The following is a 23,707-nucleotide window of genomic DNA, read 5'->3' as shown; positions in this document are numbered from 1 at the left end:
ACCAACCGTATCTATCTACGGCATCCCATTCTCAAAAATGAGCATGGATGAGACGGTTAATTACCTAGTATCCGCAATTGAAAAGAGACAGCCTACACATATCATTACAGCTAATCCCATCATGATTATGTCTGCTGTGGAAGATGCCAATTACAGCAAGATGATGAAGCGAGCGGACTTAATTGTACCTGACGGCGCGGGAGTTGTTTGGGCTGCGAAGCATGTGGGTAATCCAGTAGCAGAGCGAGTAACAGGCTTCGACCTGATGCAGCGACTCTTTCAACAAGGGGAAGCCCGCAAATGGAAGGCTTATCTGCTAGGTACTTCCCAAGAGGTTATCGAATCGGCAGCAGAGAAACTGCAGATGCAATACCCTCAGGTGCAAATTGTTGGATACCGTAATGGTTTTTTTGGTCCAGAACAGGACGAAGAAGTAGTGAAGACGATTATTGAAGCAGCGCCCGACATGCTGTTTGTAGCACGAGGCGCAGACACACAGGAACCTTGGATCGTGAAGTATAAAGCTAGGCTTGGCGTCCCGCTCATCATGGGCGTTGGCGGAAGCTTTGACGTCGTTTCAGGCAAACTGAAGAGGGCTCCGCAAATTTACCAGAAGCTTCGGCTGGAATGGTTGTATCGCCTGCTGCAAGAGCCTAAACGTTACAAAAGGATGCTCGTTTTGCCGAAATTCGTCGTGAAAGTGCTTCGCGACAAGGAAAACGTAACAAAACCACACCATACACCGTAAATAGTCCCTAAAACCGTGAAAATCGGTTGAAAACGGGGTTGGAGTTTCTTTTTCAATCGGAGTATAATTCACTTCGGTAGAGAAAAAAGGGGAGTTGCACACATGCCAGTTGGCTTGCTGTATACGATTGGATTTATTACCGCTCTTATTTTAGCCATTGCAATGACACCGCTTGTTAAGAAATTCGCGTTTAAAGTAGGCGCAATAGATAAACCGAATCACCGCAAGGTACATACGCGCATCATGCCGCGTCTTGGCGGTCTAGCTATTTATATTGCATTCGTAGGTTCATTCTTTATTCTGTCTCCATTTATTCCAGAAGGCTTGCTTCGTGCGCAGGATTCCAACATGATCAACGCGCTGCTTGTCGGTGGAACCATTATTATCATTTTAGGCGCTTTCGATGACCGCTTTGAGCTGTCAGCGAAAGTGAAGCTCCTCGGTCAATTAGCTGCGGCATGTGTTGTCGTGTTCGGCTTTGGCGTTAAGATTGACCTGCTGAACATTCCTTTCGGGGAAACGATGCAGCCGATTGCAGGCTGGCTGAGTATTCCGCTTACGATTCTATGGATCGTCGGTGTGACGAATGCAATCAACCTGATTGACGGCTTGGACGGGCTTGCAGCTGGTGTATCCGGCATTGCAATCGCTACGATCGTAGTCATGGCATCTCTGATGGGCTTTCAGCCCGTTATTCTGCTCAGCACTTTGCTGCTAGGCGGAATTGTCGGTTTTCTCGTATTTAACTTTCACCCTGCAAAAATATTTATGGGTGATTCAGGCTCGCTGTTTCTCGGTTTTAGTTTAGCGACCTTGTCTATGCTTGGCTTCAAACAAGTAACGATGGTATCATTCTTAACTCCGTTGCTCATTATCGGAGTACCTCTTTCAGATACTTTCTTTGCTATTGTTCGCCGTTTGGTTAACAAGAAACCGATCTTTGCACCGGACAAAGGCCACTTGCATCACCGGTTGCGCGATCTTGGCTTCAGTCATCGTCGTACTGTTCTTATCATTTGGGGAGTGGCTGCTTTATTCGGAGGGCTGGCTATCGTACAATCGGCAGTCGTTCAATCCAGCGCAGCGAACTGGATTACCTTTGCTGTCATTTGCATGCTCATGTTCTTCTTGCAAATTGGCGCAGAGCTAACAGGAATAGTAGACAAAACACGTAAACCGCTAATTAACTTTTTGAACAAAATGCGTCTTCGAATTAAGGTGGATACGGATTCTCGTTCAAAATAATAGAAAGCCTCGGTTCCCTGAAGCAGGGAGTCGAGGCTTTTTTTACGAAACTTATATACGAACTACGAAAGCAGAGAGAAAAGTGAAACTCCGAATCCGTTTAGGAATCGGGGTTTTATTTTATTTATATCAATACGGGTGCGAAATTGTGTAAATAGCTAAAAAAATAAGGCTTCAGAACCGATAACAAAGATACAGAACTTTTCTGCGGTCAGCGCATGTACATCTGGAACAAGGGATGCTGGCTAAAGAGGAATAAGGAGGAAGGTTTATTCCCAAGCAAGCCGCGCTGTCGTCGAATCAACTACTATACTAATACCCAGGCTCGTTACATAAATAAAGGAGGAACTTTGTTTTGAAAAGAATACTTTCATTAGTCATTACGTTAGCTTTGTTGATCACATTGTTGCCGCCGTTCGGCTCTTCAGGAATTGTAACCGCCGCTACAGGCAGCTTCAGCTTCCCTTCTGAGAAAGATACTGCCGCGCAAGCGCGGATAACGACCGATCCCTCATTAACTTTGACGGGTTCAATTACGGGTGTAGACCCAAGCTCGGTATCATACAGCGTTGTACAAATTGTCAAAAAAAATGATGATCCTTCAAAAGAGCAAATCGGATCTAAACGTGAGAACATTACGAGTAACATTTATATCAATGGCTTTAACATTCAGGTTTATAACGTCGAGCTATTCCCTGGTCTAAACCGCATTACGTTCAGAGGCGTACAGGGCGGCGGAGAAGTTACGAATTCAATTTATGTTGAATATCACAACGGGCCTGTTTTTTATGATCTGGTTGCACAACTAGATGGTAATAAATTTAATATCGAAGAGAATGGAACGACTGTTGTTCATTCCCCTACATCAGCTGGTCGTCCATCAGCAGACATCAGTATTACTGGTTTTGCGCCTAATGCGCAGCAAGTGACGGTTGATGTTAATGGAAACAGCAAAACGTACTCCGTTAATAGTGCGAACAATTATCAATTTGCAGCTTCACCAATTACCCTTCAAAAAGGGAAAAACCTTGTTACTATCAAGGTGAAAAATGCAAGCCAAGTCGTAGAAACGACGCGCGAGGTAGCGTTTTACAATGGAGAGGTAACCTTTTATGATGTGAATCTTAATGGAGAAGTTGGGTCTGGAAACGCTGCAGTTAAAAGCTCTGAGCCGCTGGAGTATAATCCAAATCTATTAGTAACAAATCCGGCTTTGACTACCGTAACTGGTACAATTATTGTTCCTAACTATTTGAAGGATGACGATGGTAACGGCACATTAGAGCCGCATCCGGATCCTACACAACCAATGAAATATAAATATACGATTTCTGGAAGCGGCCTTACAGCGAATACAGTAGAGCTTTTCGCTGCTCCGCCAGCTGTTGGCACATTTACGCCGAATGATGCATTTTTCATTTATACGTTTACAGCACCTATCGGCGCTGCAAACACTCTTGCTTTTGATAAAAATTATAATATTAAATTAACGGCCAAAAATGCGAAGAAAACAGCTCTCGCTGTTCCAGATGATGATGAAGGAACGGGTCTTATGAGCTTTACACTGCAAAATGCAGGAGCACAGTATATCGATACCATTAAATACTTAAGCGGTTATCAACCAGGCAATGAAGAAACATTGACAGGAACATTGCTGGAGGGCGCGAATCTGTACAGCGTGCCATTCGCAATGGAAGTGCTTGTCGGTAATCCAGACTTGTCTAGCGTAGCTAATCTGGTAACGGTAACAGATATCAAGAACGTCTCGAATGCATCGGCAGCACCTGCAAACTATGAATATACAAACGTATCTAATGGTCTTGTAAACAAATTCGTAAACGTCAATGGAAAAATTTACAAAAGAGAAATTCTCGTTTTCAAGAAACTTCCTTTTGAAGGTACACAAACGATAACATTAAGTGTTGGAACGGGCGCAACCGCCGTTACGAAACAAGTGAAATTTACAATGCTGTTCGGACCGTATGTGAATTACACAAGCATATTTGATAATATGACTGTTTATGATGATACGAATAAGCTAAAAGCCGACCGTATTAATGAAGTAATCACGGGTGCGTTAAGCGATTTTAAAGGTATTATCAACAATATCAACAATACCTCGGAGATTCGATATGATTTTAACGGGACCGCGGCGCAAACCATTTTCTTCTATGTGAATAATACGCCGATTAAGCTGCAAAAGCTGGCAGGTTCTACAGCCATTTCTAACTTTGAAATTGTTCCGACGGAGAAAACAAAGGCATTCGAAGCGTTGTTCTCTGGAGAGAATGAAATTAAATTTGTTTTCCAAGGCAGCAAAAACTCTTACGAGAAGAAGATCAAGCTGTATGTTATTCCAACAAACCTGCCGGTTATTCCAGTAGAGGGAACGACAATTTATCCTTATGGAAGCAAGTATACAGAGCCGTTTCCAAATGATCCGAACTTTGTTAACCGTGGCGGTATATACACAACAAATGAAGCGAACATGAAGGTTTATGGTACTTTCGATTTTATCGACTTCATTGCATCAGGCAGCTCTAACTCGGATATTGTAAAATCTATTCAAGATAAAATAACACAAATGAGCAGCTCGGCTGAGCTAACTCATCCAAGTAAATATATTCTTAAAATTGAGAGCAGCGCATTTAACACACCAATTAGCTGGAACTTGTCTAATCAGTTAATTGTTATGCGAGGCAATGACGTGCTTGGTACGGTTCCAGGTACATCTAACGTAAACGATGGCGTGCTTGCAGTCAGATACGACATATTGACCAAAACGTTCTCATTTATTTTAAGCGGTCAAAAGCTTAACCCAGACGGCAGCTCCAGCGTATACACATTTACCGTATACAATAACGGCGAGACTGGTCCGAAAGCATCTTATCGTCTAGAGGTTGATCCAACCTCCCTGCCGTATACGATTCTTCGTCCGATTCTGCCAAACAAAGCAATCGTCAACCAAAACTTTGTTGAGGTCATTATCGATGCGCCAGGAGCAAACTCCGTCGTTATTAACAAACAGGTAGCAGAGAAAATTGATTATGATTCCGATAACAATCCGGCAACAATCGAATTATTGTACAAGAATACGTATCGTGTATACGTGAATAAATTGAAGGTCGGCAAAAACAAAATAGACTTTATCATTTCAAGTGCGAACGATAAGGTTCAAAGCAGTATTGAAATCACGTACGCTCCAACCAATATTCCAGGCGCACAATACTTGGAGACCATGGCAAGCAGCCATAAAATTTTCGATGGCGCGCTTTCACTTAAGTTCGATAAAGGAACAACGTTGATTCGTACCGATTACAATGTACCGGCAAACTTGAAAAACCAAGTATTTACCGGACATAATCTGCTCTTCTCCATTGCAAACCCTGAAGATGGTGTAGTTGATCGCCGCGAGCTGGAAGCATGGCCGCCTAACTTCAACATCATTATGGAAAGCTTCGGAACAAGATTCAGACTTTCCTATCCAACGAGATTCACGAAAGCGAGCCCTGTATACTGGATTGATGCCGGACTTGCGGATGATCCATCTACACTGGTCTATGATCCGTTAACGATGGGTGTTGACCCTTATCAATTCCCAGGTACGACAGGAACTGGCGGAACAAAAGTTCCATCTTATGATGACCGTCCTGATGATCGTGAGTTAATCACATCAAAAACAGGAAGCTTGACTCTAGCATTTGATCCAAAAATGATGGACAGCGTGGGTACCATTATCACGGTTTACCGTTATGATGTTAAAGCGAAATATTGGGAAAATATCGGCGGAGTAGTTGACGTTAAGAAAAATACCGTTACCGTTCCGTTCAATAAATTCGGTTATTATGTGGTTGGTAAAATGGTTTACTCGTTTACAGATATGACTTCTCATCCGTACGCGAGGAACTTCCTAGAGGCGATCTACGCCAAAGGTATTATGAATGCAGCTGGTTTTGACGATTTCGGCTCCAACATCTACATTTCACGCGGCGAGTTCGCGAGAATGATGGTCAAGGCGCTTGATATTCCGCTCAATTACGAGCTAAGCAAACCGCATTTCGATGATGTGCCTGCCATTATTAATCCTGACGCGTTATGGGATTATCGCTATGTCGAAACGGCAGCGCGAGAGGGCATCATACGCGGAACTGGTCCGCGTACGTTCCAGCCGAGTGCTAACCTTACTCGTGAAGAAGCTTCCGTTATTATCGCGAGAGCGCTGGACTTGAAGCTGGATACAGACGCAGCAAAAATCACAAAAGAGCTTGAGAAGACATTTAAGGATGCTGGAAACGTAAATTACTATGCTAAGAGCTCCGTACTAGCTATTGCGAAGAAAAAGTATATTCTAGGTGCTTATGTGGATCCTGCCAATCCAAAAGCGGGTTCCGTGTTTGAACCAAGATCATTCCTGCTTCGTTCAGATGCAGCTATTATCGTAGCTCGTATACTAACTAGCTTGAAAAAGCTGCCTAGCATAGGTTAATATCGAAAGTACTTTCCAGAACCGGCCGCGGAGCATTCTGCGGTCGGTTTTCACTTTGAATGGGTAAGTATGGATGGATCATGTGAAACATTATCCATGGTAAAACTTACGTATATACTTGCTGATTCAAAACAAGCTATACTAGCTTTATAGAAGAACAAGCTACTAGGAGTCCGCCTAGGATGCTATGCCTTACATAAATTAGCGTTTAAGAACTTATTTTTAAAAAAACAAAAGTTTTTTCAAAACATCGCAACTTTTTAGTTTGCTGTGCGTTTAAATACATGACAATGTTACAAAAGAGTAAAATGCTGCTCTAGTCCTACTCTTTTTCCAATGAATTGGAATGAATTCACAAGTTCCTCTTTACGGTAGGGGTAGCCCATTGTATAATATTATAGTGGCGGAGCAACTCTAGCATTTTACATACACCGTTTACAAGTTTCTGCGACATGATCTTACAAAGGGTTTATCATGCTCGTAGACATCATTTATATTAAATCCATGCTCAACTCTGGAAAGGGGGTGAATCGGCTATGAGGGAAAAGAGCAATTCATTAGTTAAAGAAAACTCTCAACAACCGAAGGTATTTAGAGGAGGAGAAATAAAGGTTATGAAGAAAAAAATAGCAACTCTTGTATTGGCGTCCGCGCTAGTACTTCCAACATCTCTTACAGCATTTGCAGCAACACCTTCCGATGTAGCAGGCAAGCCTGAGCAATCGGCAGTAGAAGAACTAGTAGCACTAGGAGTAATCAGTGGTTACGAGGATGGTACTTTCAAACCTGGTAACGCAATTACTCGTGCTGAAGTAGCAAAAATGGCTATCATCGCATCCGGTAATGAATCAGCTGCTAACATCTTGCAAAGTGTTAAACCATCTTTCTCTGATGTTAAAACAAACGTTTGGTATTCAGGTTATATCAACGCTGCAGCACAAAAAGGATACATCGTTGGTTACAACGGTAAATTCCGTCCTAGCGACAATGTTAAATTCGAAGAAGTCGTAGCAATCTTGCTTCGCGTTCTTGGATACAAAGAAGCTAACCTGTCTGGCGCTTGGCCATACAACTACCTAATCAAAGCTGACGAACTGAAATTGTTCGCTAACGTTTCTACTGTTGATGTAGGTAAAAATGCACTTCGTGGTACAGTTGCACAATTGACTTCTGCTACTATTAGTCAAAAAACTGTAACTTACAATGCTACAACTGGCGCTGAAGTATTGGGCGATCCACTTGTAGGTAAAATCGGCGCTCCTGCAACAGGCGTTCTGCTTGCAACTGCTGCTGACACAAACAAAAACCTTAACATTTCTGGTCTTGCTACAGGCGTTACTGTTAGCGACGATCTAATTGTTACTGGCGGCAAAAAATTGGCTGATCTTTTCGGTCACGAAGTTTCTTACATCGTTAAAGGCGGCAAAATCGTAGTAATCTCTGACAACCAAGCAGCTGCTAAAGTTGTTAAAGGTACTAAATCAGTAGCACAAACTGTTGCTAACAGCACTTACCTAACTGTTAAAGTTGGTACTGAGCTAGTAACTAAACAATACTCTGCAACTGATGCTGTTCTTTCTTATGTAAACGGCGACGCTAATGCTACATTGGCAGTTGACGACGAAGTTGAATACTTCCTTAACAAAGACGGCGCTGTTCGTTTCGTTAAAGCAACTAAATGGAATCAATCAGACGTTCGTGTAACTGGCGTTGATGCTAAAACGGATTACCGTGCAGCTCGCTTGAACGTTGATATCGATCGCAGTGCTAACGTTTCAGCTGCAACAGTAACTGTTCCTGAAACTGCTTCTGTAACAATTAACGGTGTTGCTTCTAAAGTTGGCGATCTTCTTGCTAACGATATCGTAAGCTACGCTTCAAACTCTGCAGGCGCTATCAAAATTGAAGCTACTCGCAAAGCTGTAACTGGTAAAGTAGTTGGTCAAACAACAACTAACGGTACTGCAGTTTACACAATCGATGGCAACCAATACCAATTGCTTGCTAACGTAGCTCCATTGACTGTAAACAACAGCTACACGCTTCTTCTTAACAAAGATGGTAAAGTAGCAGATGCTTCTGCTCCGACTGTTGGTGCTAACTCTAATGATGCTTTCATCATTAAAGCTGAAAATGTAACAACTATCGAAGACGGTATTCTTGCTTACAAACAAAAAATCACTTACTACTCAGTGAAAGACAAAGCTGTTCAAACAGTTCTTGTTCCAAGAGACAACCCAGATACAACTGCTAACGAAACTCCAGCATACGCTGCACAACTCGTTGCTCAAAACCTGGTAACTTTCGTTTACACTGATGGTAAAATTTCTAACGTAACTGCTGTAGCTAACCCTGGTGCTAACACTGTAGTTGACAGCAAAACTGCTACTACATTGACTACTGTAACAGGCGCAACTTACACAACGGTTCAATACGACAGCGCAACAGTGGTAGTGAATGCTACTGATCTTGCTAATGATAAAGTTTCAGCTGGAACAATTGCTGATATCACTAAAGCTGACGTAGTTAGAGTTTATGGATCACTTAAAGCTTCTTACATCGTTTTGATCACTGATAACGAGGCTGTAAGCACAACTATGCCTGCAATTACTGGTTTGTTGGTAGAGAAACAAGCTACTCTTGGTACTACAGGTACTACAACTTACTCCGTTAAATTGAACGTTAAAGGTGAAACAAAAGAATTCCCAATTAGCCAAGCTGCTTACAATGCAATCGGTACATCAGCTAACCAATTGGTGAAATTGACTGACACTGTTACAACTAACGCGGTATATGATGTTGCTTCTGTAACAGCTTCTGCTACTTCTGCTGGTTCAGCAGTTGTAACTAACAGCAACAACAACACATTCGCAATCGGTGCTGCTAACTACATCGTAACTGGCAACACTCAAGTATTCTACATCTCTGCTACTAACGTAGCTAGCGTTGGTAACTTCGCTGACATCGTTGGTGCTAAAGAAGATACTGCAAATTCTTACACAGTTTCCGTAATTAATGGTGACACTTCAATCGGTGGCACTTTCAACGAAGCTGCATTGGTAATCGTTAAAAAGAACTAATAACCATTAGTTCCTAAGCGATACAAAGAAGAGAGCCGTCGTTTATCGACGGCTCTTTTTTTTGTTCATATGCTGTTCACATAATATCGCTATACTTACATATAGAAGAAAGCATTACTTTCGGTAGGTTAGGAGGCCTCCTCATTATACTTTTCTATTGATTGATGATTTCTCTTGAAGCAATTTAGATAAAAGTGAAACTATTACCAGGTTACTTGCGTCTAATTATCAAACGCTAAAAAAATAGGAGTGATTATTTCCATGCGACACAGCTTTAGAAAAGCATCCGTATTTTTATCTACTTTCGTCGCTTTAATCGTAATGCTAAGTGCAATACCGGTTAGCTTTGCAGCTAGCACGACAGCAGATGCTGTAAACAAGAAAGTGTACATAAGCGGGGCATCATACGTTCAATTAATTGACGCCAACATCATTCCAAGCTCCAGTGGAGCAACAGCAAGCTTTACTTTCACTTTTTATAATGGTGACAGCAAAGACCTTGTTCTTAATGATTATTGGGCTCGTTTGAATTCTACTGGAGGAACCAAATATACACTTACTCTATTAGATCAAGCTAAGAAAAGAATTGCTCCCAAATCTTCAGCAACGCTAACCTTTTACAGCCAAGTTGGAGCTAAGATGACGCTTGATCAATTGGTGGTTAATATTATCAAATTTGATTTTTCTGTTGCTGGCTATGAACGCTCTGTAGCGAAGTATACCTTCCCTAAGGGTTATACTAACTTTATAAAAGCAGGCGGCTTTAAAAAAATTCAAATTAACAATTCTAGTATTAATGTAAGAGTAGATAAAATTAATGTAACGAAAAAAGATAAAAATTATGACTTCAACCTGAGCTATGTAGCGCGCAATACGAGTCAGTTTGGCGTAGCCTTACCAACCTACAACTATTATGTGCAAACATCAGCTGGATTATATAAGTTGAATTTAAAAAATAAAACAGATGAAACACTGCTCTTAGAGCCGGCTGTATTGAACGCGGTACGTTTGACAGGCAGTATACCGTCAACGCTCGCAACTACTGGGTGGAAGCTTGTGATTACAAACAATGCAGGATCGGAAACAAGCAAAATAGAGCTTCCTGTTGCAACTTTTGATATACCATTTAAGCTTTCTACTGTTTCCACAGGTACAGCAGCAACAACGTTTACCAATGATTTTGGTACGTATGATGTTGAATTGAAAAATGTTCAAAGATCGCCATGGGGAACGAAGGATCAGGTTATTGCGGAAATGGTTATCTACAACAAAGAATCAGTATACCTGCCATTGCCTACCTTAAACGGACAGTTTATTGTTGATGATAATATCACATTATCTTCCAAACAATTAAATGGTGTCGATGAAATTGGACTTGCGCCAGGGACTTCGACAGTCATTAATTTTATTGGTGAAATACCTGCTAACTATACATGGAAAAAATTTAAGCTTCAATTAAATAAAGGAACGGGAGAAGATGTTACTACATTGGCAGAATTGACGAAATCCGCCATCACTGCAATGCCTGTATTTAAAGCAGGCCAAGTGTATACACCTTCTAATGTTGGCTCCAAATTTACTGCGGTAATAAATAACGTAGCTAGCTATAAAGGTGAAGAAACCGATTTGTTTGCAGTCTATGTAGATGTTACAAATACGCAAACGAGAAATAATATTTTGCCAATCTGGGTAGCTTACTTTAAGACCGTAGAAGGCAATTATTATGAAGCTAAAGTGGTGAAAGCCAACAAAACGATCAAACCAACTAATAAAGAACAAGTGCTCGTTTATGCAGATCTTCCTCCTTATGTGAATAGAGAAGGTATGAAGCTGATGATTGGCGAAGCTTTTGATGACAATGGAATGCTCAAAGGCGAAGGAACTGCAAAAGGCTATCTACGCGCTGTGCAACTTGAGCTTCCTGCTGAGAAAACGGATCTATCAAGCTTCAAACAAATTAAAGTAGGTCCTTATTCGATTGATATGTCTTATTTCACTGCTTACATGTTTGAAAATAATCTTGCTATTGATATGGGCGCAGCTGTAACAAAAGATCGCAGCTACGATGACTTCAAATCTAACAAATTAATGATTGCGTTGGAGAAAGAAGCAACAAACGAGGTTATCTTTACACATACAATCGATCTTGAAACAAAAACCGATGCAGGTACGCTTTGGAAATTGGGCAATAACTTCTCGCAAGTGAAAAAAGATATGTCGGATGTATCCGTATTTGATGATTACACGCTCAATCTCTATGAGTTGCTAGATGGCAACAAGAAGAAGCTTGCATCCGTAGATATTAAGTGGTCAAATTATGTGAACTGGCTTGAAGATAAAAAATAATACCAAAAAACTGGTGTCTCCTCTTTAAATCTAGTATCTTTATAAGAGATGCGAGTTTGAGAGGAGAGACTATCAAGTGAAAAAACAAGGATTACGAGTTTTAGCCGCGGTTGTATTAGTTGGAGCAGGCGTGTGGGCCGGCGTGAACTTTGCTTCTCCACTAGAAGCAGAATCAAATGCGCTGACCCCGGGCTCTGTTGAAGACCCGGTCGTAACGAAGAGCTATGTAGACGAGAAGCTTGCTGCACTGAACGGAGGAGGCTCCACAGGAGGCGGAACGGGTGCTGGTTCAAGCGCTGCGCTTGAAGTAGTAAACGTACTACCAGGCCAGACTCTGATGGCTGGTCAAGGCACTGAGGTTATCGTGCGTGTAGGCAAAGCGATTGCTTATAGTTCTGATGCGAGCGGAATTGCTGATTTAACTGGCGGTACTGATTTAGTTAAAGGCAAGGCTATTCCTACGAATCATTTACTGCTATTTCCTCGTGAGGGCCGAGGCATTTTGCCAGACCCTGCACAGAAGAATGGCTTGACCGTATTGGTAATCGGAAAATATTCCATTCAATAAGCTGGATTGTTGCCTATAATTTACCCGAATTGACAATAGATTATACGCTTCAAATGATGCTTTTGGATACACAATATATTTGTGTTCCAACATCATTTGGAGGTGTCATTTTATGAGTCGTTCGAATAAAGTTATAGTACCGACAAGCAAGGCGGCGCTAAATAGTCTTAAGTATGAAATTGCTGCTGAATTTGGATTAACGTCAGGCGGCTATGAAGGCTTCGGAGCGGACACGGAATTTGCCGGTGAACTCGGAGCGTCATCGGGCTCTGGCGGCGGTCACAGCGTTCACTGGTCGTCTCTGTCAACCCGCCAAGCAGGCTCGGTAGGCGGAGAAATTACAAGACGGCTAATTGCTCAAGCAGAATCTGTTCTTGGCGGATACCAATAATTTTACAATTACCGGCGTCCATTGACAGTAAGCGACATTTTCGGTATCATACTGTTTTAGAAGAGTTGTCAAACAACCTTTTCCTATGGGAAAAGGTTCATTTTTTATGTAGAGTCCAAGCATTTATTTTTAGGTTATAGGAGGTTGATACGGATGTCGGTCAAAGGACGCCACTTGTTTACATCGGAATCAGTTACAGAAGGTCATCCCGATAAAATTTGTGATCAAATATCTGATGCAGTCTTAGATGCATTTTTGGAAGCAGATCCCTATGCGCGTGTCGCATGTGAAGTTTCTGTAGCAACAGGTCTTGTTTTGGTAATTGGTGAAATTAGCAGTCGCGCAGATTATGTTGATATCTCTGCTATTGCTCGTCGCACAATTAAAGAAATTGGTTATACTCGTGCCAAATATGGCTTTGACTCCAGCACATGTGCTGTTTTGACATCTCTCAATGAGCAGTCTGCAGATATCGCTCAAGGCGTTAATGCAGCGCTTGAAACACGTGATGGTAAAGACATGAAGCAAGAGAATGAAGATATCGGCGCAGGTGACCAAGGTCTTATGTTTGGTTTTGCTACAAACGAAACACCTGAGCTAATGCCTCTTCCAATTGCTTTGTCGCACCGTATCGCTCGTCGCTTGGCTGAAGTACGTAAGAATGAAACACTTCCTTACCTTCGTCCTGACGGCAAAACACAAGTAACAATTGAGTACGCAGACGGTAAACCTGTTCGCGTTGACACGATTGTTGTATCCACACAGCATGCTGAAGAAATCACACTTGAGCAAATTCAAGCAGATATTCTAGAGCATGTTATTAAGCCAGTGGTTCCTGTGGAATGGCTTGATGAGGAAACAAAATATTTCATTAACCCTACAGGCCGTTTCGTTATCGGCGGACCTCAAGGTGATGCGGGCTTGACTGGCCGTAAAATTATCGTTGATACGTATGGCGGCTACGCTCGTCATGGCGGCGGCGCATTCTCCGGCAAGGATCCTACAAAGGTTGACCGTTCAGCAGCATATGCTGCTCGTTATGTAGCGAAGAACATCGTCGCTGCAGGACTTGCAGACAAATGCGAAATCCAATTGGCTTATGCAATTGGTGTAGCTCAACCGGTATCCATCAGCGTGGATACTTATGGAACAGGCAAAATTGGTGAAGATAAGCTCGTTGAGCTAATCACAAACAACTTTGACCTTCGTCCTGCAGGTATTATCAAAATGCTTGACCTTCGTCGTCCAATTTACAGACAAACAGCTGCTTATGGTCATTTCGGCCGTACAGATGTTGATCTTCCTTGGGAGCGCGTTGACAAAGCAGATAAGCTGAAAGCAGAAGCAGGCGTAGAAAGCGCCGTATAAGCTGCTCTTTCCAATTCGATTATAACAACGCCTAATCTGGGCATATAAAGCTGATCGTTAAGCAGAATTTCTGCTTGATGGTCAGCTTTTTTTGGTATGCAAGGAGATAAAATACCGTTTAATCTAAATAAATCATTCCCACAAACCGACAAATAAGGTACGAGTGTAATTTTTGAGGAGTGAATAGAAATGAATCGTACGAGCAAGCTGTCTTTATTCATCGCCATCATGCTATTGCTGCAATTGAGCTTATCTAGTTGGCCAGCGGGACCACAGCGAGCTAATGCTGCCCAAGCCGGTCCGTTAGTATTAAGTTTAAGCCCGGCAGACGATCTTATTAATGTGCCGCAAACGGCAGATCTAAAAATGACCTTTGACGAAAACATTGTGAAAGGCTCAAGCTCTACCTCAATTTCCATTTATGAGTATGCAACGAGTAATTTGGTGGAAAGTATTAGTATGTCCTCTAGTCGCATATCCATAGATTCTTCCCAGCGCACGGTCACCATTGATCCTACACAGCCATTTTCTTTAAATACGAGCTATTATGTACTTATTGATGCAGGGGCTTTCCTAAACACATCGAATGGTGCGGGTTATGCAGGTATCAATAGTGCAACCAGCTGGAATTTCCGTACTGTAGCTGAAGTAGATACGAAAAGTCCTTTACATACGGATGTACAGCCGGTTTACGCTCCAATTGGTGTTACGACTCCTATTACAATCACATTTGATGAACCCGTTTATGTAGCTAGCGGGAGCATTCAATTGAATTCAACGGAGGATAACAGAACGATCCCTGTTACTTCAAGTTCAGTTAGAGGCAGCGGTACGAATAAAATTATCATTCAGCCTCCCGCTGCGCTTCAGCCTAAAACAACGTATACCGTAGTGGTTCCAAACACGGCATTCCAAGATGCTGCAGGCAATCTATATGCCGGAACAACGTGGAGTTTTACAACCGATATAGCACCTGTTAATGCTACGGCATTCTCTCCAACAGATAATGCGACTTCGGTTCCTGTAAATTCAGCACTAACCATTACATTTGATAAAAAGGTCCAAGCGCGTCCAGGTAAATATATTGAAATAAGAAGAGTAAGCAATAATACAACATTTGAGCGTTTCGATGCACAGTCTTGGCGTGTTGTCGTTACAAATGAAGAAGTGCGAATTACGCCCAGCAGCAATTTAGAAGCCAATACCGCTTACTACATATTAATTGATGCCGGTGCATTCACACAGCTTGATCCAAATGGCGATAAGTGGTATCACGGCATTTCAGGAGCCTCTGTCTGGAACTTCAGTACAGACCCCGGCTATGAAACGATTCCACCTCTTGCAACTGCTGTATATCCAGGATCCAATGGGACTATTAACAATCTGAATTCACTTTTGCAGATTACATTTAATGAGCCTGTATTTCCTAGCAGCGGAGCGATTGAAGTACGGGAGCTTTCTACCGGATCATTGTTTCGTTCCATTCCGATTACATCAGAGAGAGTAACTGGCGGCGGGAGCTACCAAATTACAATTGATCCAAATAAAGCAATTGTTGGTGAAGCGGAAAAAGCCTTCGTTAATAATATGAAATATTATGTAACAATCGGAAACAGAGCTATTCGGGATGCAGCAGGCAATTATTATGCGGGTATCTCTGCTTCTAACCAATGGTCATTCACTGTTTCACAAGATACAGAGCGACCAACGCTTACGGTATTGGATCCTGTAAATAATGCAACTGCTGTTGAATTGAATCAAAAATTCACTGCGACTTTTAGTGAGCCGGTTAAGAAGAGTACAGGTTCGATTACTTTTATCCCATCAAAAGATGGACAATCGATTCCAGCAAGCTTTTCGGTAGACAGTCGTGATAATCATAAAATTAATATTACGCCGACTACACCATTTGCTGAGAATACGAATTACTACATCTATATTGACGCAAGTGCCGTGACTGATCTAGCTGACAATTCATTTGCCGGCATCCTCAATGAATATCAATGGATGTTTCAAACGATAGGTTCAGATCGCACTGCGCCAATAACAAGCAAGCTGGCATGGAGCGGTTCAACGATTACGATTAATTATAACGAAGAATTAAAAGCATCTTCGATCCCATCAGCAGGAAGCTTCTATGTAACGGTCAATGGAGCACCGCGTGCAGTGACGGGTGTTCAGATCAAAGGAGAGGCTGTTATTTTGACGTTATCAGCTCCCATTGTGTCAGGACAGCTTGTAAGACTCTCCTATTCTAAAGCTGCTATAGGACTCATTCAAGACCTCTCAGGCAATGAAGCAGCAAGCTTTAATAATCTAGAAGTAACCGGTGCACAAGATGTTAATCCACCTGTTATTTTGAGTGGCGCCGTCTCGGGCAGTGCCATCACATTAACGTTTAATAAAGAGCTAATGCCGGTTAACAGCTATGCATATTTACAATTTAGTGTGAATGTAGGCGGGGTGAACTACAGAACCACTTCTATATCCAGCACGGGCAGCAGCATACTGCTTACGGTAAATGGAACGATTCAAAACTATCAAACGGTATCAGTTGCGTATACACCTGGAAGCTATCAGGTTCGAGACAAGGCTGGTAATTATTTAACTGCCTTTGAAAACTATAACTTATACAGTGCTCCAGACACTGCAACACCGAGCTTACAATCTATTACGGCTAGCGGAGCAGTCGTTACATTAAAATATAACAAAGCTTTAAATCCATCGAATGTGCCTACAATCGGACAATACAGCGTTGTGGCCGATAATATTACAAGAGGAATTATTGGGGTTCAAATCTCTGGTGATTCGGTACTATTGTTGTTAGCATCTTCTGTAACAGCAGGGCAGGTGGTATCCGTGTCTTACTTAGCATCTGTAACCTTAGTTACTGATCTTGCGGGCAATGCTGCACCATCCTTCAACAATATGAGTTCTGGAGGTGGAGGAAGCATTGGCGGGGGAAATAGCAACATCTATGGGGCTATAGTAAAAGGAAATAAGCTAACCTTAACCTTCGGAGACACGCTCTATAGCAGCTATGTGCCCTCCATTGTTCAATTTCTCGTAAGAGGCAATGATTCGAAATCCGTATCGAATGTAGAAATAAGCGGTACATCTGTAATCTTAACCTTAACAGCGCCAGTTGCAGTTGGGGAGAGCATAGCTATTACCTATACTTCTTCAACCTACGGACTTCGTACCATAAATGGTACAACGATTAATAGTTTTTCAAATGTAAGTGTAGCTAATCAGACAACATTGCTAGACAGCTTAACAGGGGATTATGAAGCTGCTGACGGCGGAGGCATAGCTCTAAAGACGACAGCTGCAACCTCAGTCACAGACGTAACTCCAGCTGGCGTTCAAGCTAATCGTTATACCGTAACGAGCGAAAAGGTTCTTACAGCATTCCAGACAGCTCGCTCATCGGGGATGACAAGTCCACGTGTTACTTTCAAAGTACCTAGCACAGAACGGGCTGCTATAGTAGCCATTTCTATAAGCACGTTGGAAGCTGCTTATCGCTTAAATACGAATTCCGTGTTTGCAGTTCAATATGGCGATGCCAGCTATGAGCTGAAACTGAATGCAACAGATTACTTGAAATTAAGTGCTTTGCTCGGCGGCAACAGCTCCGGAGGACAACTCATTATTCGAATCGATCAAGGGCTATCCACACTAACGAGCAGCTTAAGCACAAAGATCAACAGCTCGAGCTCACAGCTGTTAGCAGGACCTTATTATTTTGATGTCACAGCTGTATATGGATCTATTCAGAAATCTTTTAATGACTTTAGCGGTTATGTTTCCCGCACGATTCAAACTTACCAAACTGCAGATTTCAAAGGAACAACAGTGGTGTGGTTTGATCCGTCAACAGGTGCGTTATCCTACGTACCGACAGTGCTCACAACAAGCAACGGTAAAACAACAGCTACTTTTATGCGTAAAGGCAATGGTTCCTATGCACTCATTAAAAACTCTAAGACCTTTACGGATGTAACTACGCACTGGGCAGCTGTATCTATCAATTCCTTAGCCCGCAAGTTTATTGTGGAAGGTCGAACGACGTCAAAGTTTGAGCCGGAAAAACCAATTACGAGAGGCGAGTTTGCGACATACATTGCAAAGGGGCTTGGTTTGAGCGGAGATAAATCCTCAGCGGCCAAATATAAGGATGTAAATACAAGCACGGCAATGGCAGCCTATATTGGCGCAGCATCAGCAGCAGGCATTGTAGGCGGAAATACCGACGGAACATTTAAGCCTAACAATCCGATTACAAGACAGGAAATGGCATCGATGCTCATTAGAGCTGCGAAGTTTGCGGGATTAACGGTTGAATTGCCGCAATCGACAGCATCCTACCTGCAAAAGTATACGGATCGGTCAAAAATCGGTACATGGGCTCAAACAGATGTAGCTAAGGTTGTCTACATTGGAGTCATGAATGGCAAAACAGCTAATACCATTAGCCCATTAACCAATGCAACTCGCGCAGAAGGAACAGTAATGCTTATGCGTTTATTGCAAAAAGTTAAGTTTTTGACTGTATAGCAGGAAAAATATAGCTCCATCCACTGTTTCTATGCGTGGATGGAGCTATTATGCCCACTATAGTAAATAAATAATATCTTTCATAATTATGAGGATTATAAGAATATGCTATCACTCGTAACTTTTCCACATTATTGTAGTCTATTACTAATAGATTAGATTGCAGAATGGGAGAGTTGCTAAAATAATGCGTAAGAATCAGAGCATCATCGGGCAGAAGTCGGAAATCATAGGAAAAAGAGTCATTGTCATCATGTTGGGCAGTGCATTACTCATACAACCTGTATCATCCCTGTTACCAGTCGGCTGGAGCACGGCAGTCATTGATAGAGCAGAGGCAGCAGCCGTAAGTGATCCAGTTCTTAAACTTTCACAAGAGTCCATTGTAACCTCGGGTGCTAAGAGACTTGACTATGTATGGCATACGACAAGAGGAAATGCAAAGGTACAGACTGATGTCCATGTTATTGAAATTGATTTAACCAATCCCTATGTATCCTTAAACGCGATGAGCGGTAAAAATAATAGTATTGGTCAGTTGAATACAACGCTTAATATGTCCAAAGAAAATGGGGCTGTAGCTGCAATCAATGCGGATGTATTCGTTATGGGGAATGAGGGAGCTCCGCTTGGCGGTCAAGTGTCAAATGGCATTTTCATGTCTAGCCCAGCAAGCTTGAAAGGCATGTTCGCTTTTTCTATCTCGAAGGACAAAAAGCCGATGATCGATAACTATACATTTGATGGTATGGTGACAGCAGCAGATGGTTCTACCTTTTCTCTAGCAGGTTTGAATCAATCGGCTTATGTCCCTGAAACAACAGGCACCAATTATAGTCACGTTAATATGATGTATATCTATACAAGTGCTTGGGGAGGAGGCGAGCGTCCAAAAAATTCCGGCACAACACCTACAGAAGTACTAGTACGCAACGGAGTTATTGAAGAAATCTCGATCGACCAACCCATTGCTGGAGCAATACCTGCCGACGGTTATATTTTGCGGACGCATGGCAAAGCGGCTCTTTATGTGAAGGAGCATTTGCAAATCGGACAACCTATCACAGCGAACTACTCTCTCGTCTCGCAAACGACGGGTGCAAAAGTTGATCCTGCTGCCTTTCAAATGATGGCGGGCGGACATACGTTGCTCGTAGACGGGGGCGCAGCAGCAGCGTTCTCGCGTGATATTACAGGGGTAAGCGGTTCGTCCTATACGTCTCGTTCGGCAGTTGGCTATTCTAAGGATGGCACAAAGGTTTATCTGATTACGAGTGAGAGAAGCGACAACAACACAGGTGTTAATTTAAAAGAGTTACAGCAAATTATGCTGAAGCTTGGCGTATACAAAGGCGTTAATCTTGATGGAGGCGGTTCGACTACAATGATCGAACGTCCGCTTGGAAGCTTTTCACTACAGTTGTCACATCCTACCCAGTATGGAACAACGCAACGAAGTATCGCGAATAGTATTGGTGTATTCACATCTGCACCGCAGGGCGCTTTAAAAGGTATTACGGTTAGTGGTGAGAATGTGATGCTCATCGGTCAAAAAGCATCCTATTCTCTTAAAGGTTATGATACATACTATAATCCGATGGAAGTAGGAAACGGTTCAGCTGTATGGAAGGTTGCTAGTCCGCTTGGAACGATGCAAGGAAATGAATTTACCGCTACGAAAGCTGGCAAAACATCTATTAGCGTGAAATCAGGCTCAATCTCGACTGCCTATAACATTGAAGTGATCGGCCAAGATCAAATAGCATCATTAACGATTGATACGGCAGCAGGAGAGCTTGCAGCGGGTGCAACGGTATCTGTTCCGCTTACGGCAAAACTCAAGAATGGCAAAAGCTATAAACTTAGCGGAGACCTTGTTAAATGGGAATTTGTCGGCTTCAAAGCTACACAAAAGGGCGGTACCTTGACTGTACAATCAGTAAATGCCGGTACTACGACTGGATACGCCATTGCACGATATGATGGGTTCTCGACTATGATTCCTTTCACAAAGGGAGAAACAGTTAAGACGCTTGAGGATTTTGAGAAATCAACCTACGCGATTACCTCACAGGTAACGCCGACAACAACCACTGGAGCTGTCAATTTGGTTTCTGATCTGCCAGGTCAAGCCTCTCCAAAAGCTTTAAAGATTGATTATGACTTCACCAATGGTACAGGAACTAAAGCATCTTACGCAGTGTTTAATTCAACTGGGCTCGCTATTGAGGGTTCGCCAACTGCTATGAACGTTGATCTATACAGTGATAACAGCTTGAATTGGGTCCGTGCTGAATTTATCGACGCTGATGGAAAAGCATATATGCTTGATCTAGCGAAGCAACTGGATTGGACAGGCTGGAAAAATGTCAAAGTCAATTTATCATCAGCAGGCATGAAATTTCCGGTTAAGCTGAAACGCATCTACGTTGTAACGATTGCAGAAGGACAGGATGAGCGTACCTATTCGGGATCAATCGGACTGGATAATATAAAGCTGAACTATCCGCCGTCAGCGACTGTTCCTCCAGCTTCAAAGGTAGAGATGACTGTAGGAAAAACAGCTGCAGTAGTAAACGGCAAAGCGGTAACATTGGACTCAGCGCCGCTAGTATTGAATGGAACGACCTATGTACCCGTTCGATTTGTAGCAGACAAAATGGGCTTGAATCTTATGTTTAATGGTCAAACAGGAAAAATTATTGTCCTTCGTGGGAATAAAATGATGGAAATGACGATAGGCAAGAAAGAATACAATCTAAATGGTGTTCTTCAAGCCTCTGATTTATCGCCGATTATTCGTAATGATAGAACATTGATTCCCGTTCGATTGTTCTCAGAGAAGCTAGGTTTAACGGTAGGTTATGACGGTAAAACGAAAAAGATTATCATCCAATAACGATAGACGAAACATAACAAATCTTGGTATGATAGAACAGATAAACCTTTAAATAGAGAAAGGTTGCCGAGCTATTGTGGACCATCTAACAGTCGATATAAACCGAATAATAAAAAACGCAACTGAAGTGATGGAAGACAGCAAATATCAAATCTATGAAATCTGTGAATCCGCGCGCTCGGAGCTGGAGCTGCTTGAGCAGGAGCTTGAGATTGTGCTTCAAGAGACAAGAAAAACCATTGAAAAAGTGGATGAGCTTGAGCGAGACTATCGTCGCGCGCGTATTCGCTTAACGGAAGTCAGTCGAGATTTCGTTAAGTACAAAGAAGAAGATATTAAAACGGCATATGAGAAAGCTACCCAAATTCAGCTGGATCACACCGTTTACCGTGAGAAAGAGTCTTATTTAAAAACGCGGCGAGATGATTTGCAAAAACGCGTCCGTAATGTTGAGAACTCCATAGAACGCGCTGAAACCATTGCTTCGCAAATAAATGTTGTACTTGAATATTTAGCAGGGGATCTAAACCAAGTGACCCGAATTGTAGAATCTGCCAAGACCCGACAGCTTTTAGGGCTGAAAATTATTTTGGCGCAAGAAGAAGAACGCAAACGAATCGCAAGAGAGATTCATGATGGACCGGCACAATCACTTGCCAATATTGTCATGCGGACAGAAATTGCAGAACGAATGCTAATCAAGCAGGAATTTGTAATGGTACAGGAAGAATTAATAGATTTAAAAGGGCAGGTTCGATCTGGACTGGAGGAAATACGTAAAATTATATTTAATTTACGTCCGATGGCGCTAGATGATTTGGGACTTGTCCCTACACTTCGCAAGTTTACGCAAGATTTTGAAGAGAAAACAAAATTACACACTGTATTTGAGCTTATCGGCAAAGAGGTTAGAATGCCGTCTGCTATGGAAGCGGCGATATACCGCTTGGTACAGGAAGCCTTCTCAAACGCGTTAAAGCATGCGAATGCTACTCATGTATTATTGGAAATCAACTATCAGCCTTCGCATATCTCGCTCTTAATTAGTGACAATGGAATAGGCTTTAATAGCGAAATCATTGAAGAAGCGGCTAGCCGAAATGAACATTTTGGATTAGTAGGAATGAGAGAGAGGGTCGAACTGATAGAGGGGAGGATGGATATAGACTCAAATCCCGGACGTGGGACGAAGATTATAATAGATATACCTACTACTGCCGAATCTAGAAAGGAGTAAGATGATGATGATCCAGAGACCTGCAAGCAGTTCCCATACAATCAAAATTTTACTTGCCGATGACCATCAGCTATTTCGCGAAGGCCTCAAGCGTATTCTTAATATGGAAGACGACCTGGAAGTCATTGGAGAGTGCGGAGACGGCATTCAAGTATTAGAATTTTGCAATCATACGATTCCTGAAATTGTTCTGATGGACATTAATATGCCAATCGAGAATGGTGTAGTAACAACCGAAAGATTAAAGGATATGTTTCCAGACGTAAAAGTTATTATTCTTTCCATTCATGATGATGAAAGCTACGTGTTTGAAACACTTCGCAAAGGTGCTACAGGCTACTTGCTGAAGGACATGGAGGCAGAATCGCTTATAAATGCAATACGCTCTGTTGTTCAGGGACATGCCTATATTCATCCCAAAGTAACTGGCAAGCTGATTAATCAGCTTCGTCGTATGACTTACCTGGATGAGATGGGGATTGTGTCAGGTGCCGCGGCGGCTCAAGAACCGGGTGTTAAGTTTGTAGCAGGTGATGAAAGCCCATTAACGCGACGCGAAGCTGAAGTTTTGCGGCTTATGGCTGAAGGAAAAAGCAACAAGCTAATCGGAGAGTTTTTGTTTATTAGTGAAAAGACGGTTAAAAACCATGTTAGCAGCATCCTTCAGAAGATGGAAGTTGATGATCGTACACAAGCTGTTATTCATTCCATAAAGTTTGGTTGGGTTACACTGTAACATTACATATCACAAAGGCCCGTATCCTAGGATACGGGCCTTT

The 23,707-nt window shown here is 42.3% G+C and carries 12 protein-coding genes; all 12 read left to right on the top strand.

The features are described 5' to 3' along the window. Nucleotides 1–37: 37 nt before the first annotated feature. The 12 genes from AC0YOD_RS14605 to AC0YOD_RS14550 all read left to right on the top strand — a co-directional run bounded on the left by AC0YOD_RS14605 (nucleotide 38) and on the right by AC0YOD_RS14550 (nucleotide 23,664). The gene (locus AC0YOD_RS14605) at nucleotides 38–748 is read left to right on the top strand and encodes a WecB/TagA/CpsF family glycosyltransferase (protein WP_475800537.1); all 711 of its coding nucleotides are present in this window, start codon (nucleotides 38–40) and stop codon (nucleotides 746–748) included. 102 nt (nucleotides 749–850) lie between these two features. Further along, entirely contained in the window at nucleotides 851–1,993 is a 1,143-nt protein-coding gene (locus tag AC0YOD_RS14600; protein WP_475800054.1) for a glycosyltransferase family 4 protein, read from the top strand. Nucleotides 1,994–2,348: 355 nt separating this feature from the next. Further along, complete coding sequence (locus tag AC0YOD_RS14595; protein ID WP_475800053.1) at nucleotides 2,349–6,479, top strand: S-layer homology domain-containing protein; 4,131 nt, start codon at nucleotides 2,349–2,351, stop codon at nucleotides 6,477–6,479. 536 nt (nucleotides 6,480–7,015) lie between these two features. Next, entirely contained in the window at nucleotides 7,016–9,559 is a 2,544-nt protein-coding gene (locus tag AC0YOD_RS14590) for an S-layer homology domain-containing protein (protein WP_475800052.1), read from the top strand. A gap of 261 nt (nucleotides 9,560–9,820) precedes the next feature. Beyond that, the gene (locus tag AC0YOD_RS14585; protein WP_475800051.1) at nucleotides 9,821–11,905 is read left to right on the top strand and encodes a hypothetical protein; all 2,085 of its coding nucleotides are present in this window, start codon (nucleotides 9,821–9,823) and stop codon (nucleotides 11,903–11,905) included. 76 nt (nucleotides 11,906–11,981) lie between these two features. Next, complete coding sequence (locus tag AC0YOD_RS14580; RefSeq protein ID WP_475800050.1) at nucleotides 11,982–12,473, top strand: hypothetical protein; 492 nt, start codon at nucleotides 11,982–11,984, stop codon at nucleotides 12,471–12,473. 112 nt (nucleotides 12,474–12,585) lie between these two features. After that, nucleotides 12,586–12,864 (top strand): small, acid-soluble spore protein, alpha/beta type, encoded by a 279-nt coding sequence (locus tag AC0YOD_RS14575; RefSeq protein WP_475800049.1) that lies wholly within the window; start codon nucleotides 12,586–12,588, stop codon nucleotides 12,862–12,864. 153 nt (nucleotides 12,865–13,017) lie between these two features. Beyond that, entirely contained in the window at nucleotides 13,018–14,232 is a 1,215-nt protein-coding gene (gene metK, locus AC0YOD_RS14570; RefSeq protein WP_475800048.1) for a methionine adenosyltransferase, read from the top strand. 189 nt (nucleotides 14,233–14,421) lie between these two features. Next, nucleotides 14,422–18,792 (top strand): Ig-like domain-containing protein, encoded by a 4,371-nt coding sequence (locus AC0YOD_RS14565; protein ID WP_475800047.1) that lies wholly within the window; start codon nucleotides 14,422–14,424, stop codon nucleotides 18,790–18,792. A gap of 187 nt (nucleotides 18,793–18,979) precedes the next feature. Beyond that, the gene (locus tag AC0YOD_RS14560; RefSeq protein ID WP_475800046.1) at nucleotides 18,980–21,691 is read left to right on the top strand and encodes a stalk domain-containing protein; all 2,712 of its coding nucleotides are present in this window, start codon (nucleotides 18,980–18,982) and stop codon (nucleotides 21,689–21,691) included. 76 nt (nucleotides 21,692–21,767) lie between these two features. After that, nucleotides 21,768–22,928: a sensor histidine kinase gene (locus tag AC0YOD_RS14555; protein WP_475800045.1), complete on the top strand. Its 1,161-nt coding sequence runs from the start codon at nucleotides 21,768–21,770 to the stop codon at nucleotides 22,926–22,928. A 7-nt stretch (nucleotides 22,929–22,935) separates the two neighbouring features. After that, entirely contained in the window at nucleotides 22,936–23,664 is a 729-nt protein-coding gene (locus AC0YOD_RS14550) for a response regulator (RefSeq protein ID WP_102716580.1), read from the top strand. Nucleotides 23,665–23,707: the final 43 nt, after the last annotated feature.

This window comes from Paenibacillus sp. J31P13 (genome assembly GCF_056269295.1).
Note: the sequence above shows the minus strand (reverse complement) of the source record. Positions and strands in the feature narration are given on the sequence as shown.